Source organism: Komagataeibacter melomenusus (assembly GCF_013155395.1).
Lineage (GTDB): Bacteria > Pseudomonadota > Alphaproteobacteria > Acetobacterales > Acetobacteraceae > Komagataeibacter > Komagataeibacter melomenusus.
The window spans coordinates 71,850-85,567 of the sequence record NZ_JABJWC010000008.1 but is presented as its reverse complement, the minus strand read 5'-3'; the positions used below and the strand labels follow the sequence as shown (position 1 = coordinate 85,567).

Below are 13,718 nucleotides of genomic sequence, written 5' to 3'. Positions count from 1 at the left end.
GGATGGACATGCAGGCCCGCCACACCCTCACGGCCAGCGAGCGCAGCAGGCTCCTGCCATTCGTTGTCTCCAGCGGCGAGATCAGTCCGCGCGACCAGCGCGATCTGATGGAGCGACCGTTTTTCTCCCTGTCCAAAACGAAGCGCACGACGCCAATCCTCTACGCAATAGGGGACACGCGCGTTGAGGTGTTCGGGATGCCCGAGCACGGCATGGCGACGATCTGGGACGCTGACGTGCTGATCTGGGCCGCCAGCCAGATTGTCGAGGCGGAAAATCTCGGCCTGACAACGTCACGCTTCCTGCGCTTCACTCCCTATCAGCTGCTCACCGGCATTGGCCGACAGACCGGGGCACGGGATTACCGGCTGCTCAGGGCGGCACTCGCCCGGCTCCAGTCCACCGTGGTCGCCACCACGATCCGCAACGGCCAGAACTGGCGACGTCAGCAGTTTTCCTGGATTACCGAGTGGGAAATCTGCGCCAGCCGCAACGGTCGCGCCGTTGGCGTCGAGATCGTCATTCCGGAATGGCTCTATCGTGGCGTGATCGACCGGTCGCTGGTGCTGGCCATCGACCCGGCCTATTTCCGGCTTACCGGCGGCATTGAGCGATGGCTCTACCGTGTCGCCCGCAAACACGCAGGGCGACAGCAGGCGGGCTGGGCTTTCGAGATCGGGCATCTGCACCAGAAATCCGGCAGCCTGATGCGTCCCTCGGATTTTGCCATTCAGATCCGGCGTGCCGCCGCCTCCCAGCCCTTGCCGGGCTATCATCTGGGTATTGAGCATGCTGGCGCGCGCGAGTTGCTGCGCATCCTGCCAACTGATTTATCCACACATCCTGTGGATAACTATGTGAATGGTATCGGGACTTCACACGCATCCACTATCGGGACATCACACGCAGGACTATCGGGACTTCACACGCACAAACCCCAGCTAAGTCTTTGGCCTGAAACGGCGATTCCGGCCCTTAACTTATCTAACTTAGAATCTAACTCTTATGTTGATGGGAAGCGCCGTTCTGCGGATAACCCCTCTTGCCCGTCCATTGCCCCCTTCAAGGGGCCGGGAGACGGGCCATGACCCGGCACTCTCCCATCTCCCATCGGCATCCGGCGGCACTGACACATGTCGAACTGACCTGGATCGATAGGCGCATCGAACACTGGCTGCGCTTCGGGCATTGCAGTGACGAGCAGATACTCGATGACCGCCGCCGCATTTCCAGCTTTGCGCCAGGAAGTGTTTTCGCCTTCGTGCGCTGGGCGTCCAATGACCTCGGTATCACCATCTCCCGGCTGGATATCGTGCGCGCGGTCAGGGCTGGCGAAGTGTTCCAGACTTTGCCGTTCGTGCGTCCTGGCGGCGAAATCCTCCTGCGTGTGGATAGCTGGCCAAGGGTCGAACATGTGCTCCGGGCGGTCGATGCCATTGAGGCGCTGGGTCTCGATCCGGCGGACGCGGCGCCCGAATACTGGCGGCATCTCCACCATCGCATCACTGCCGGACATGAGCCCCGTGCCTATACGCGCGCGCAGCATTCAGCATGGCTCAAGCGGCGGCAGGTGACGTCATGACCCGGCGTGGCTGGCTCTTTGCGACCTATTTCGCCGTGCTCGGTGTGGGCGCGTCGATGGTCGTTCATCCTGCGCCACGCCTGATCTGGAACGAGACGGCAAGCGTGCCCGTCGGGTTGTACCGATTGCACCCGGTTCCCGCGCCGCATGTCGGTGATCTGGTCGCTGTCCGTCTGCCCGAGCGCGAGGCGATGCTGCTGGCAACGCGCGGCTATCTCCCTCTCGGTGTGCCACTGCTCAAGCCCGTAGCGGCTATCGCAGGGCAGTCCGTGTGCCGTACGGGGCAGCGCGTAACCATCGACGGAAAATTCACTGGCGACGCGCAATCCCTCGATCACAGGGGCTGTCCATTGCCCGTCTGGCAGGGGTGCAAACACCTCGTTCCTGGCCAGGTCTTCGTCATGAACCCGGCTGAGCCACGCAGTCTCGACGGGCGATATTTCGGCCCGTTGTCCCTCTCCACCGTCATCGGGCGCGCAACTCCAGTCTGGCTTCCGTCCGGGAGCAGGCAGCCTGCCACCGTGACCTTCAATCCGTCCCTGAAAGGTCAATGAAATGGCACAGATCGGTCTTTTCACGCGCACGAAAACCGGCTTTGCCGGGCGCATCCGTACCCTCTCCGTGGTGCAGGATATCCTTCTCGTTCCGGCCGAGTTTTCCGACGCCGAACATGCGCCGGATTACCGCATCCATCTCACCGATGCCGATGGCCCGGAGGTTGGTGCTGGCTGGAAACGCACCGGCGAGAGGGCTGGTGACTACATCGCCGTAGCCCTCGACGACCCCGCCTTTGCACAACCGATCCGGGCCAATCTCTTTCGTGCCGGTGGGGAGCGTGCGGTCTGGGTGCTGAACTGGACGCGCCCGTCAAAACGTGCCGAACGTGGGGAGTAAGGCAATGCGATGCACGGTTCTCTTCGCTGTCACCATCTCGTCGATGGGTATCCCTGTGGCCGCTCTTCACGCGCAGAGTGTAACTGTTTCGGTGTCCGGCGGTGCTGATCCCTATGCGGCTTCCATTGCGGAGGCCGTGCAGCGTTTCGATATTCCCGCTACGTGGATACGGGCTGTCATGGGCGCAGAAAGTGGGGGCGATACCGACGCGATTTCTTCAAAGGGCGCACGCGGGCTTATGCAGATCATGCCTGCGACCTGGAACGATCTGCGTGCTCGCTACGGTCTGGGAAGCGATCCGTTCGATGTGCATGACAACATTCTCGCGGGCGCTGCGTTCCTGCGCGAGATGCACGATCGTTACGGCTCGCCGGGCTTTCTGGCAGCCTATAATGCCGGACCGGGGCGTTATGAGGATTACCGTGATCGGCAACGTCCGCTGCCACCCGAAACGCGCGCCTATGTCGCCGGGTTGCTGCCTTTGATCGGTCAGGGCGGGACTGATTCATTGCTGTCAGTTTCGCATCCCGACCCGCTGTTCTGGACCCGTGCGCCGATTTTTGCCGCGCAGTCGGACGACGCGAGGAAAGGCGTTCCGGTTGCAATGAAGCTGCCGTCGCATGGTGTTCGAAGTGACATCATCGCGCATGGTCTCGCGCCTGTCAGGCCGCTTTCGGATGGGTTGTTCGTTGTCTCTTCCGCATCGGGAGCAATGCCATGAATGCGCGCTTTGCAGCTCTCGCTTCTATCGGTTTTTCACGGTTCATGGGTAGTGCCCAGGCCAGCGGACATCATCGCAGGGTGGGTGCTGGCAAGGGAGAATGGGCGCTCTGGGGCAGGGGGAACGAGAGGCGAGAGGCGAGATAAAAGGGCGCACATTGCGCCTCGGTTGGGGTGTCGGTTTTCCTGCGTTTTTTCGTTCTTTCAGCAATGTTTCCTCTTCTTTGGCAATGTTTGCCGACCCTGTTTTCCTTTGTTGCACCAGCCTTTTTCGCACATTGGAGGGTCCAATGGCCCGCGAGAATGACTTCCGGCCCCGTCTGGGTCGCATCCGCTCGCCGCGCGCCCAGCGGCTCAAGCCCTTCGTCGCCCAGGCCCTTGCTTCGGCCCAGCGTGCCGGTGGCGGCGGGTTCCGCTCGGGCCGCAACGGCAGTGGTTCCCGTTCGTCCTTCGGGCGTGGCCGCATCGCGGCAGCCAGGGCCAATCGCCTGCTGACCAGCCGAGCCCGCCGCGTGACCGTCAAGGCCCGTGTCGTACGCCATAGCGGGCGCAAGGCGCCGCTCGCCGCCCATCTGCGTTACCTGCGCCGGGAAGGGGTCACGAAGGACGGTGAGAAGGCACGGCTCTTTGGTCCCGGCATCGACGATGCCGACCCGAAGGCGTTCGCCGAACGCTGCGAGGACGACCGTCACCATTTCCGTTTCATCGTCTCGCCCGAGGACGCGCCCGACATGGCCGACCTCAAGGGCTATGCCCGCGAACTGGTCGGGCAGATGGAAAAAGACTTCGGCACGAAACTGGACTGGGTGGGGGTGGATCACTGGAACACGCAGCACCCCCACGTCCATATCCTCGTGCGCGGTGTAGCCGAGGATGGCAGCGACCTTGTCATCTCGCGGGATTATATCAAAGACGGGTTGCGCGCCCGTGCCCAGGATCTGGTGACGCAGGAACTCGGGCAGCGCAATGACATCGAAATTCACCGCGCCCTCGAACGTCAGGTCGATGCCGAATACTGGACCCAGCTTGACCGGCAGCTTCAGCGCGATGCGGGGCGCGATGGCGTCATCGACACGGCGCCTTCGCCTGGTGAGCAGCCCGATCCGTTCGGGGCATTGAAGGTCGGACGCCTGCGTCGGCTGGAAGGGCTTGGTCTCGCCCATCAGGTTGGAGAGGGGCAATGGTTGCTGGATGAGACGGCCGAGGCGACGCTGCGTGAACTGGGCGAACGCGGCGACATCATCAAGCGCATTCACCGTTCCCTGGCCGAGCGCGGGATCGAGCGGAGCACGTCGAGTTATGTGCTGGCGGGCGAAAGCCTGGATGTTCCCGTCATCGGCAGGCTGGTTGATCGTGGTCTGGACGATGAACTGAAAGGCACGGCCTATGCGGTCATCGACGGCGTGGACGGGCGTACGCATCATATCCGCTTTCCCGATCTCGATGCGACCGGGGACAGTGTAATGGGTTCGGTGGTGGAACTGCGCACCTTCGATGACCGGAAGGGGCAACGGCGTGTGGCGCTGGCTGTGCGGTCTGATCTGTCGATCGAGGATCAGGTGATGGCGCGAGGGGCCACCTGGCTCGACCGGCAGGCAGTGGCGCGCGACCCTGTTGCATTGGGGCAGGCGGGCTTTGGCGCCGAGGTCCGTGAGGCGATGGAGCGCCGGGCGGAGCAACTGATTGAGCAGGGTCTTGCCGAACGTCACACGCAGCGGGTGGTTCTGGCGCGCAACTTGATCGGGACGCTCAGGGACCGGGAGGTCCGGGAAGTTGGAGAGCGGCTGGCCGTCGAGACGGGACGGACATTCAGCCAGTCGGGTTCGGGGGAGTATGTCACCGGCACCTATCGTCAGCGCATGGTGCTGGCCTCGGGTCGCTATGCGATGATTGATGACGGGCTTCAGTTCCAGCTTGTGCCCTGGACGCCATCGCTGGAGAAGCAGCAGGGCAGGCACGTCTCCGGTGTCGCGCGCGACAATGGCGGGATTGACTGGAGCTTCACCCGGAACAGGGGGCTGGGTTTGTGAACCAGCGCTCCTGTCAGTCCGGCTGGGGTTCCCACGGGTTGAGCAGGGGGACACCGCATGGCAGGAAATCCGCGACGTTGCGGGTCACGACCGTCTTGCCATGAACCAGCGCGGTCGCGGCGATGAGGGCATCACGTTCCGAACGGGGATCGGGGACATGGAGCCGGGCGCAGCGCAGGGCTACGGATGTATCGACGGGAAAAATACGCCCTTCGAACGCAGGAAGGACATGCTGTTCCAGCCAGGTCCGCAGGATCGTGCCAGTGGCTCCGTCGCGGCGCTCCACGCGCAGGATGCCGTTTTCCAGTTCCATGACGGTGATGGCGGAGAGATACAGATCTTCTGCCTCCACGCTATCCGCCCATGCCGCGACATTCGGGTCGGCTTTCCCGGCACGGATTTTTCTCAGTTCTGAAACGACGTTCGTGTCCAGCAGGAACATCAGGAAAAATCGGCCGGGCGGAGTGTGATATTGGCGCGAGGCGGATCGAATGCGATGTCCGCAGCTTCCGGCATCGCCAGAGCGTCCGCGATCTTGCGCGGATGGTGTGTCAGACGGCGGTATTCCTCAATACTGAGCAGGACATGGGCCGTGCGTCCCCTGTCGGTGATGAACACCGGTCCCTCGGCCGCCGCCTTCTTGGCCCGGCTGGTGTCCTGGTTGAACTCGCGGCTTGAAAGTGTGGTGATGCTCATGTCCGGCCTCCAGACTGCAATGTAGGAACATTACTACATAATGAGAGGGAGTGCCAGAAAATCCATGTCTGGTCGGGGTTCGCATCATCGTTGGCCGCAGCACCCGTCCAGCCACAAGACCCGGTTATCATTCGACTCCCGCGACCTTCGCTCAATGTGATGACGGTCTGGGCCGCACCGGACAAGTATTTTTTCCCTGCCATGCGCCGGGATGCGACGACGCGGGAAAAGCCCTTGCGGAACGGAAAATGGCCGCCCGACCTGTTCCTGCGCAAGGAGGAATCGAAAATGCCGGGAACCAAAATTCAATGGGGACAGGTCGCGGTGGTCCTGTCCATTGTCGTCCTGTCCTGGTGGGCCGCGACCCAATGGACGGCCTGGGAACTGGGCTTCCAGCCTGAACTCGGTCGGCCCTGGTTCGTGCTGTTCCATCACTGGTCGGTCTACGCGCCGCCGCTGTTTTTCTGGTGGTGGTTCGAATTCGACGCCTATGCCCCGAACGTCTTTGCGCGCGGGGCGTGGATGGCCGGATCGGGTGGGGTGCTGGCTTTCGCCGCCGCCGTGACGCTGTCGGTCCATCGCGCCCGTGAAGCCAGGAAAATCGAAACCTACGGGTCGGCACGCTGGGCGGACCCGGACGAGATCGCGAAAGCCGGGCTGCTTGACCCGGATGGGGTGGTGCTTGGCCGGTATGGCAAGGCCTATCTGCGCCATGACGGACCGGAGCACGTCCTGACCTTTGCACCAACGCGCAGTGGCAAGGGTGTCGGTATGGTCATCCCGACGCTTCTGACCTGGCCTGGCTCAGCTATTGTCCACGACATTAAGGGCGAGAACTGGGAGTTGACGGCGGGATTTCGCGCCCGTTTCGGTCGCGTCGTGCTGTTTGACCCGACCAATGCGATCTCGTCCGCCTATAACCCGTTACTGGAAATCCGGCGTGGAGAGTGGGAAGTCCGCGATGCCCAGAATGTCGCCGATATCCTCGTGGACCCGGAAGGCAGTCTGGAGAAGCGCAATCACTGGGAGAAAACCTCACACTCCCTGCTTGTCGGCGCCATCCTGCATGTCCTCTATGCCGAGCCAGACAAAACCCTCGCCGGTGTCGCCAATTTCCTGTCGGACCCGAAGCGCCCGATCGCCACCACGCTGTCGGTCATGATGCGGACAAACCATCTGGGTGAGAAGTGGCCACATCCTGTTGTTGCATCGGCCGCGCGCGAGCTGCTGAACAAATCGCCCAATGAACGCTCGGGCGTGCTCTCCACTGCCATGTCCTTCCTTGGCCTGTACCGTGATCCGGTGGTGGCGGAAGTCACCCGGCGCTGCGAATGGCGCATTGCCGACATCGTTGGAGGGGACCGCCCAGTGACGCTTTACCTGACCGTGCCCCCCTCGGATATCAGCCGCACCAAGCCATTGATCAGGCTGGTGCTGAACCAGATTGGCCGTAGGCTGACGGAAGACTTGGAGGCTGCGGCACAGCGACGGCGCCTGCTACTGATGCTCGACGAATTTCCGGCCCTCGGGCGTCTGGATTTCTTTGAATCGGCGCTGGCTTTCATGGCGGGCTACCGGATCAAAAGCTTCCTGATCGCCCAGTCCCTCAACCAGATCGAACGGGCTTATGGGCCGAACAATTCGATCCTCGACAACTGCCATGTCCGGGTGAGCTTCGCCACCAACGATGAGCGGACGGCGAAACGTGTGTCTGACGCGCTTGGGACTGCCACCGAGATGAAGGCGATGAAGAACTACGCGGGGCACCGGCTTTCGCCCTGGCTGGGCCATCTGATGGTTTCGCGCTCGGAGACGGCACGCCCGCTGCTGACGGCGGGAGAAGTCATGCAGCTCCCGCCAGCGGACGAGATCGTCATGGTCTCCGGTCTCTATCCGATCCGCGCGAAGAAGGCCCGCTATTTCGAGGATGACCGCTTCCGCGAGCGCGTTCTTCCTCCGCCTGATCTTCCGCGCCCGAAAGATGGCCGTCCCGACGACTGGAGCACGCGACCGTTGCCGCCACGCCCACCGGCGCCGGATGCCGGGGCGGAGCCGACGGAGGACGAGGGGGATGAAGACCCGAAACAGTCTGCCCGCCGCCGTCAGCCAGAACTGGGTGAGGGAACGGTCGAGAAGAAGGAGCCGATGGAAAATGAATTCGCACCCGACCCGACTGACGAATTCGACGACATCGCGCCCCGTAACAACCGGATGAACGATCTCATGCGCGGTGTGGCCCGGCAGGCATCGCTCGACTGTGGCGACGAGCTGGAACTGTGAGGAAAGTATGGTGATGGCAAAAAAGAAAGCCCAGATCTCCGTCTATCTCGACCCTGATGTGATGAAGACCCTCTCCGCCTATGCCGCGCGACGTGCGCAGCCGATGTCCCTGATCGTGGAGGCTGCCGTCGCTTCCTTTCTGTCGCCCGACGGGGAGGAGCGCCGCGAGGCTGCAACATCGAAGCGCCTCGACCGGCAGGACCGGCGTCTTGCGCGGCTGGAGCGCGATATCGGCATCACGGTGGAGACCCTGGCGCTGTTCATCCGCTTCTGGCTCACCACGACCCCGCCCTTGCCTGAACCGGCTGCCAGGGCAGCACGGGCGCAGGCCGGGGCGCGTTACGATAATTTTGTCTCGGCCCTCGGTCGCAGGCTGGCCCAGGGACCGAGACTCCAGCAGGAAATTCCAGACGATGTTTCCGATCCTGCCTTACAGGATGAACCGGATTCGTAATTTCCGCACCCTGCAAGTATTTTTGCCCTACGTTTCCCCACCGCCCTACGACGCATGAATTCCTGTTGAACCGCGTGGTTTCCTGCCTTTCTTAATTGCCCCGTTGCTGTCCGCGCATCGTGTTCGGCTCATAGCGGGGAAAATCATGTCAGTTTCCAGCATCCATGAAAGGGCCACGGTACGCGGCATGTCCATGCTGCGCACGGCGATGGGACCGGCGATTGCCCGGCACCTCGCTGATCCTGCCATTGTCGAGGTGATGCTCAATCCCGATGGCAGGCTGTGGATCGACCGCCTGTCCGAGGGGCTGGGCGATACCGGCGACAGGGTTACGCCGGCCGATGCCGAGCGCATCGTACGCCTGGTCGCGCACCATGTCGGGGCGGAGGTGCATGAGGCAGCACCGCGCGTATCGGCGGAACTGCCAACCGGTGAGCGGTTCGAGGGATTGCTCCCGCCCGTCGTGACCGCCCCGAGTTTCGCCATCCGCAAGCCCGCCGTGGCCGTGTTCACCCTCGACGATTATGTCGCCGCCGGAATCATGACGGTGGGGCAGGCGGTATTTCTGCGCCGCGCGGTCGCGGAACGGAAAAACATCCTGGTCGCCGGCGGGACATCGACCGGCAAGACCACGCTGGTCAATGCGCTGCTGGCCGAGGTCGCGAAAACCGGTGATCGCGTCGTGCTGATCGAAGATACGCGGGAACTGCAATGCACAGCCCCCAATCTGATCGCCATGCGTACAAGGGATGGTGTCGTAACCCTGTCCGAACTGGTGCGGTCCGCCCTGCGCCTGCGGCCCGACCGTATCCCGATTGGTGAGGTGCGCGGCCCCGAGGCGCTGGACCTGCTGAAAGCATGGGGCACCGGCCATCCCGGCGGTATCGGTACACTACATGCCGGATCAGTGCTCGCGGCCCTGTATCGGCTGGAACAACTGATCCAGGAGGCGGTGGTCACAGTGCCACGCGCCATGATCGCGGAAACCATCGACGTCATCGCGGTCCTGTCCGGACGCGGCACGGCCCGCCACCTGTCCGAACTGGCAGAAATCGATGGCCTAGATCCCGTGACGGGTGCCTATCGCATCCGTCCGGTCAGCTTCTCGTCTCCCGAAACATCCTGCTCTGCCAATGGAGAGTCATCATGAGGCCGCCTTCACGTCTGCGCGCCGTCGTGTGCGCTGTCGCACGTCCTGACTGGCATGTGCGGGATCTCCGTGTATTCGGAACGTCCCTGTTGCTGTCGTTTGCTTTCGCGTCGTCGGCATGGGCGTCAGGATCCAGCATGCCGTGGGAAACCCCGCTCAACGAGATTCTGGAATCCGTGCAGGGACCGGTCGCCAAAATCATCTCGGTGATCATCATTACCGTGACCGGCCTGACGCTGGCCTTCGGGGAAACATCCGGCGGGTTCCGCCGCCTGATCCAGATTGTCTTTGGTCTATCCATTGCTTTTGCCGCGTCCAGCTTCTTCCTGTCGTTCTTTTCGTTCTCCGGTGGGGCGCTGATCTGATGGCCGTGGGATATGACGATGATGCCGTGCCGGGCTTCCATGTCCCGGTGCATCGCTCGCTGACCGATCCCATCCTGCTCGGTGGTGCGCCCCGCGCCGTTGCCATCGCCAACGGCACGCTGGCGGCAGCGATCGCCCTTGGTCTGCGGCTGTGGCTGATCGGGGCCGCATTCTGGATCGTCGGCCATGGGCTCGCGGTCTGGGGTGCGAAACGCGATCCGGTCTTCATCGAGGTGGGACGACGGCATCTCCGTTATCCCGCCTGGCTTCGTGCGTAGAGGGAGGACAGGGCCATGATGTCCCTTGGCGAATATCGCAACCGAAACTCCCTGCTGTCTGATTTCCTGCCCTGGGCCGCGCTGGTCGAAAAGGGCGTCGTCCTGAACAAGGACGGCAGTTTTCAGCGCACCGCAAAAATACGTGGTCCCGATCTCGATAGCGCAACACCAGCGGAACTGGTCGGTGTGACCGGAAGATTGAACAATGCGCTCCGTCGCCTTGGCTCAGGCTGGGCGGTGTTCGTGGAAGCGCAGCGCGTCCCGGCGACACTCTATCCTGACGGTGACTTTCCCGACGCAGCCAGCCAGATGGTCGACCTGGAGCGCCGGGAGCAGTTCGAGGATGAGGGCGCGCATTTCGAGAGTCGGTATTTTCTGACCCTGGTCTGGCTGCCACCGGCGGAATCATCAGGTCGCGCCGAGCGTTTTCTCTATGAAGGCAGGGAACGCGATGGTCCCGATCCGCATGGCATGCTCCATACGTTCGTGGACCGCACGGATCGGATGCTGGCCTTGCTGGATGGCTTCATGCCCGAGGCGGCATGGCTGGATGACGGTGAGATGCTGACTTATCTGCACAGTACCATCTCCACCCGGAACCAGCGGGTCCGGGTGCCGGAAATTCCGATGCATCTGGATGCCCTGCTGGTGGACCAGCCGCTTTCGGGTGGTCTGGAGCCAAGGCTGGGCGATGCCTTCCTGAAAACCCTGACCATTACGGGTTTCCCGTCGCGGACTTTCCCCGGAATCCTGGACGACCTGAACCGGCTGGCCATGCCCTATCGCTGGTCCACCCGCGCCATCCTGCTGGACAAGACCGACGCCACCAAGGTGCTGACGAAAATCAGGCGCCAGTGGTTCGCAAAGCGCAAGAGTATCGCAGCCATTGTCCGCGAAGTGATGACCAATGAGGCGTCAGTTCTCGTGGATAACGATGCCGCCAACAAGGCAGCCGATGCCGATCTGGCGTTGCAGTCGCTGGGCGCGGATGATGTCGGGCAGGCTTACATCACGGCCACGGTGACGGTGTGGGATGGCAGCGCCAGCATAGCGGCGGAAAAACTTCGCCTCGTGGAAAAGATCATTCAGGGCCGTGACTTCACCTGCATGGCGGAAAGCCTGAACGCGGTGGAGGCGTGGCTGGGATCTCTGCCGGGGCATGTCTACGCCAATGTGCGGCAGCCCCCGATCTCGACCCTGAATCTGGCGCACATGATTCCGCTTTCCGCCGTGTGGGCAGGGCCGGAGATGGATGGGCATTTCAAGGCCGCACCGCTGTTTTATGGCAAAACGGCAGGGGCCACGCCGTTCCGGTTTTCCCTGCATGTCGGCGATGTGGGTCATACGCTAATCGCGGGACCGACCGGGGCAGGTAAATCCGTGCTGCTGGCGCTCATGGCGCTCCAGTTCCGTCGCTATGCGGGATCGCAGATTTTTGCCTTCGATTTTGGCGGGTCGATGCGCGCGGCAACGCTGGCGATGGGAGGCGATTGGCGCGATCTCGGGGGTGGACTGACAGATGCCGATCTGTCTGGAGAAGAGGGCAGCGGCGTATTACTTCAGCCGCTGGCGCGGATCGATGATCCGGATGAGCGCAAATGGGCCAGTGAATGGCTCGGTCAGATCCTTGTCGGCGAGGGGGTGGCGCTGACCCCGGAGGTGAAGTCTCACCTCTGGTCGGCTCTGAATTCGCTGGCATCGTCGTCTGCCCGTGAGCGGACCCTGTCCGGCCTGGTCGCGCTTCTCCAGTCCAACGCCCTGAAGCAGGCGTTGGCGCCCTACTGCCTCGGTGGTCCCTACGGCCGCCTCCTGGATGCGGATGCCGAGCGTATCGGGGATGCCGATGTGGTGGTGTTCGAAACCGAAGGTCTGATCGGCTCGGGCGCGGCCTCCTCCGTTCTGTCGTACCTGTTCCACCGCATCGAAGGCCGTCTGGACGGCCGGCCGACCCTGCTGGTCATCGATGAGGGCTGGCTGGTTCTCGATGACGGGGATTTCTCCGGCCAGTTGCGAGAGTGGCTGAAAACCCTGCGCAAAAAGAACGCCAGCGTCATCTTCGCCACCCAGTCCCTGTCGGATATTGCCAATTCCCGCATTGCTCCGGCGGTGGTGGAAAGCTGCCCGACACGGATATTCCTGCCTAACGAGCGGGCGATCGAGCCGCAGATCATGGCGCTCTATCGGGATTTTGGCCTGAACGACCGACAGATCGCCATCATCGCGCGGGCCGCGTCGAAGCGGGACTATTACTGCCAGACGCAACGCGGCAATCGCCTGTTCGAACTGGGGCTCGGGCCTGTCGCACTCGCCTTATGCGCAGCATCAGGGAAGGACGATCACAAGCTGATCGATGCAGTGCTGGCGGAACACGGCCGGGACGGTTTTCTCCTCGCGTGGTTTGACGCGCGGGGCGTGTCATGGGCGGCGGATCTGTTGCGCGACGATCGCGGGGCGGAGGACGTGCCATGACGGAAAGACATTGCCAGCTTCGGACCGATTTTTTTGCGCGTGTGAGAGAAAAACATTTCCATCGCACTGCTCTTGTCGCCTCTGTTACGCTGGCATTCGGTGCAACGTTCGACCTTTCACGACCGGCCCGTGCCCAATGGGCGGTCTATGATGGGGCGAACCACGTCCAGAACGTGCTGATCGCGGCCCGCACGCTTCAGCAGATCGACAACCAGATCACATCTCTTGCCAATCAGGCGCAGATGCTGGTCAACCAGGGCCGTAATCTGGCGAGCCTGCCACTGTCGACATTGTCGACGCTGCAATCAACGATTTCCCAGACAACAGCCTTGCTCGCGCAGGCACAGAACATCGCTTATTCGGTGACCTCGGTCGAGCAGCAATACCAGCAGGCGTACACCTCAATCTCGTCCGGCATGTCAGACAGTGCCCTGTTCAGCCAGGCACAGACACGGTGGCAGAATTCCGTGGGCGGGTTCGAAGATGCCCTGAAGCTTCAGGCTCGGGTGGTAGGAAACATCCCCAGCGACAGTTCGGCCATGACCCAGCTTGTCTCTTCCAGCCAGACCTCCACGGGCGCGTTGCAGGCGGCGCAGGCAGGAAACCAGCTTCTGGCGCTACAGTCCCGTCAGTTATCCGACATTCAGGCCGAACTTGCTGCCAATGGCCGCGCCACAGCCCTGCAACAGGCGCGCGATGCTGCGACGGAAGCGGAAAGTGAAGCCCAGTATCAGCATTTTTCACAGCATGACGCCTATGTGCCCGGCACGGTGTCCATTTTCGGCAGCAGCGGGAACTGA

General features: G+C 62.5%; 15 protein-coding genes. 13 read left to right on the top strand and 2 right to left on the bottom strand.

Features of this window, described 5'->3' with window-relative positions; genetic code table 11:
- The first annotated feature begins 2 nt into the window (after positions 1 to 2).
- From HNW77_RS05265 to HNW77_RS05240, 6 genes are all read left to right on the top strand, one after another.
- On the top strand, positions 3 to 1,088 hold the full coding sequence (locus HNW77_RS05265) for a replication initiator protein A (protein ID WP_196781822.1): 1,086 nt from the start codon (positions 3 to 5) through the stop codon (positions 1,086 to 1,088).
- Entirely contained in the window at positions 1,085 to 1,582 is a 498-nt protein-coding gene (locus tag HNW77_RS05260) for a DUF2840 domain-containing protein (RefSeq protein WP_172155853.1), read from the top strand. The genes HNW77_RS05265 and HNW77_RS05260 overlap by 4 nt, the downstream gene beginning before the upstream one ends.
- Positions 1,579 to 2,136: a S26 family signal peptidase gene (locus tag HNW77_RS05255; RefSeq protein ID WP_172155851.1), complete on the top strand. Its 558-nt coding sequence runs from the start codon at positions 1,579 to 1,581 to the stop codon at positions 2,134 to 2,136. Before HNW77_RS05260 ends, HNW77_RS05255 begins: the two co-directional genes overlap by 4 nt.
- Before the next feature lies 1 nt (position 2,137).
- The gene (locus HNW77_RS05250) at positions 2,138 to 2,476 is read left to right on the top strand and encodes a DUF736 domain-containing protein (RefSeq protein WP_172155849.1); all 339 of its coding nucleotides are present in this window, start codon (positions 2,138 to 2,140) and stop codon (positions 2,474 to 2,476) included.
- Between the two features lie 43 nt (positions 2,477 to 2,519).
- A complete protein-coding gene (locus HNW77_RS05245; protein ID WP_241694312.1) occupies positions 2,520 to 3,197 on the top strand; it encodes a lytic transglycosylase domain-containing protein in 678 nt (225 codons plus the stop codon).
- Positions 3,198 to 3,486: 289 nt separating this feature from the next.
- Positions 3,487 to 5,226: a relaxase/mobilization nuclease domain-containing protein gene (locus HNW77_RS05240; protein ID WP_172155845.1), complete on the top strand. Its 1,740-nt coding sequence runs from the start codon at positions 3,487 to 3,489 to the stop codon at positions 5,224 to 5,226.
- Between the two features lie 13 nt (positions 5,227 to 5,239).
- On the opposite strand, the gene HNW77_RS05235 is transcribed toward HNW77_RS05240, so the two are convergent.
- Entirely contained in the window at positions 5,240 to 5,668 is a 429-nt protein-coding gene (locus HNW77_RS05235; protein WP_007397912.1) for a type II toxin-antitoxin system VapC family toxin, read from the bottom strand.
- Positions 5,668 to 5,922: a type II toxin-antitoxin system Phd/YefM family antitoxin gene (locus HNW77_RS05230; RefSeq protein WP_010517990.1), complete on the bottom strand. Its 255-nt coding sequence runs from the start codon at positions 5,920 to 5,922 to the stop codon at positions 5,668 to 5,670. The genes HNW77_RS05235 and HNW77_RS05230 overlap by 1 nt, the downstream gene beginning before the upstream one ends.
- A 288-nt stretch (positions 5,923 to 6,210) precedes the next feature.
- Here HNW77_RS05230 and HNW77_RS05225 point away from each other — a divergent pair, with 288 nt between their 5' ends.
- The 7 genes from HNW77_RS05225 (at position 6,211) to trbJ (ending at position 13,718) form a co-directional block, all read left to right on the top strand.
- Positions 6,211 to 8,202 (top strand): conjugal transfer protein TraG, encoded by a 1,992-nt coding sequence (locus HNW77_RS05225; protein WP_010517992.1) that lies wholly within the window; start codon positions 6,211 to 6,213, stop codon positions 8,200 to 8,202.
- Between the two features lie 7 nt (positions 8,203 to 8,209).
- Positions 8,210 to 8,656 (top strand): hypothetical protein, encoded by a 447-nt coding sequence (locus HNW77_RS05220; protein WP_010517994.1) that lies wholly within the window; start codon positions 8,210 to 8,212, stop codon positions 8,654 to 8,656.
- 145 nt (positions 8,657 to 8,801) lie between these two features.
- The gene (trbB, locus tag HNW77_RS05215; RefSeq protein ID WP_082770880.1) at positions 8,802 to 9,806 is read left to right on the top strand and encodes a P-type conjugative transfer ATPase TrbB; all 1,005 of its coding nucleotides are present in this window, start codon (positions 8,802 to 8,804) and stop codon (positions 9,804 to 9,806) included.
- The gene (locus HNW77_RS05210) at positions 9,803 to 10,171 is read left to right on the top strand and encodes a TrbC/VirB2 family protein (RefSeq protein WP_034933525.1); all 369 of its coding nucleotides are present in this window, start codon (positions 9,803 to 9,805) and stop codon (positions 10,169 to 10,171) included. The genes trbB and HNW77_RS05210 overlap by 4 nt, the downstream gene beginning before the upstream one ends.
- Positions 10,171 to 10,449, top strand: coding sequence for a VirB3 family type IV secretion system protein (locus HNW77_RS05205; RefSeq protein ID WP_007397919.1), 279 nt, complete (start codon positions 10,171 to 10,173; stop codon positions 10,447 to 10,449). Before HNW77_RS05210 ends, HNW77_RS05205 begins: the two co-directional genes overlap by 1 nt.
- Positions 10,450 to 10,464: 15 nt before the next feature.
- Positions 10,465 to 12,918: a conjugal transfer protein TrbE gene (gene trbE, locus HNW77_RS05200; RefSeq protein WP_172155843.1), complete on the top strand. Its 2,454-nt coding sequence runs from the start codon at positions 10,465 to 10,467 to the stop codon at positions 12,916 to 12,918.
- Positions 12,915 to 13,718 (top strand): P-type conjugative transfer protein TrbJ, encoded by an 804-nt coding sequence (gene trbJ, locus HNW77_RS05195; protein WP_034933520.1) that lies wholly within the window; start codon positions 12,915 to 12,917, stop codon positions 13,716 to 13,718. The genes trbE and trbJ overlap by 4 nt, the downstream gene beginning before the upstream one ends.

Coding starts and splice junctions, on each gene's coding strand:
- HNW77_RS05245 (WP_241694312.1), top strand. CDS start 2,520: ATGGGTATCCCTGTGGCCGCTCTTCACGCGCAGAGTGTAACTGTTTCG.
- HNW77_RS05210 (WP_034933525.1), top strand. CDS start 9,803: ATGAGGCCGCCTTCACGTCTGCGCGCCGTCGTGTGCGCTGTCGCACGT.
- HNW77_RS05240 (WP_172155845.1), top strand. CDS start 3,487: ATGGCCCGCGAGAATGACTTCCGGCCCCGTCTGGGTCGCATCCGCTCG.
- trbJ (WP_034933520.1), top strand. CDS start 12,915: ATGACGGAAAGACATTGCCAGCTTCGGACCGATTTTTTTGCGCGTGTG.
- HNW77_RS05235 (WP_007397912.1), bottom strand. CDS start 5,668: ATGTTCCTGCTGGACACGAACGTCGTTTCAGAACTGAGAAAAATCCGT.
- trbB (WP_082770880.1), top strand. CDS start 8,802: ATGTCAGTTTCCAGCATCCATGAAAGGGCCACGGTACGCGGCATGTCC.
- HNW77_RS05265 (WP_196781822.1), top strand. CDS start 3: ATGGACATGCAGGCCCGCCACACCCTCACGGCCAGCGAGCGCAGCAGG.
- HNW77_RS05225 (WP_010517992.1), top strand. CDS start 6,211: ATGCCGGGAACCAAAATTCAATGGGGACAGGTCGCGGTGGTCCTGTCC.
- HNW77_RS05250 (WP_172155849.1), top strand. CDS start 2,138: ATGGCACAGATCGGTCTTTTCACGCGCACGAAAACCGGCTTTGCCGGG.
- HNW77_RS05230 (WP_010517990.1), bottom strand. CDS start 5,922: ATGAGCATCACCACACTTTCAAGCCGCGAGTTCAACCAGGACACCAGC.
- HNW77_RS05205 (WP_007397919.1), top strand. CDS start 10,171: ATGGCCGTGGGATATGACGATGATGCCGTGCCGGGCTTCCATGTCCCG.
- HNW77_RS05255 (WP_172155851.1), top strand. CDS start 1,579: ATGACCCGGCGTGGCTGGCTCTTTGCGACCTATTTCGCCGTGCTCGGT.
- trbE (WP_172155843.1), top strand. CDS start 10,465: ATGATGTCCCTTGGCGAATATCGCAACCGAAACTCCCTGCTGTCTGAT.
- HNW77_RS05260 (WP_172155853.1), top strand. CDS start 1,085: ATGACCCGGCACTCTCCCATCTCCCATCGGCATCCGGCGGCACTGACA.
- HNW77_RS05220 (WP_010517994.1), top strand. CDS start 8,210: ATGGTGATGGCAAAAAAGAAAGCCCAGATCTCCGTCTATCTCGACCCT.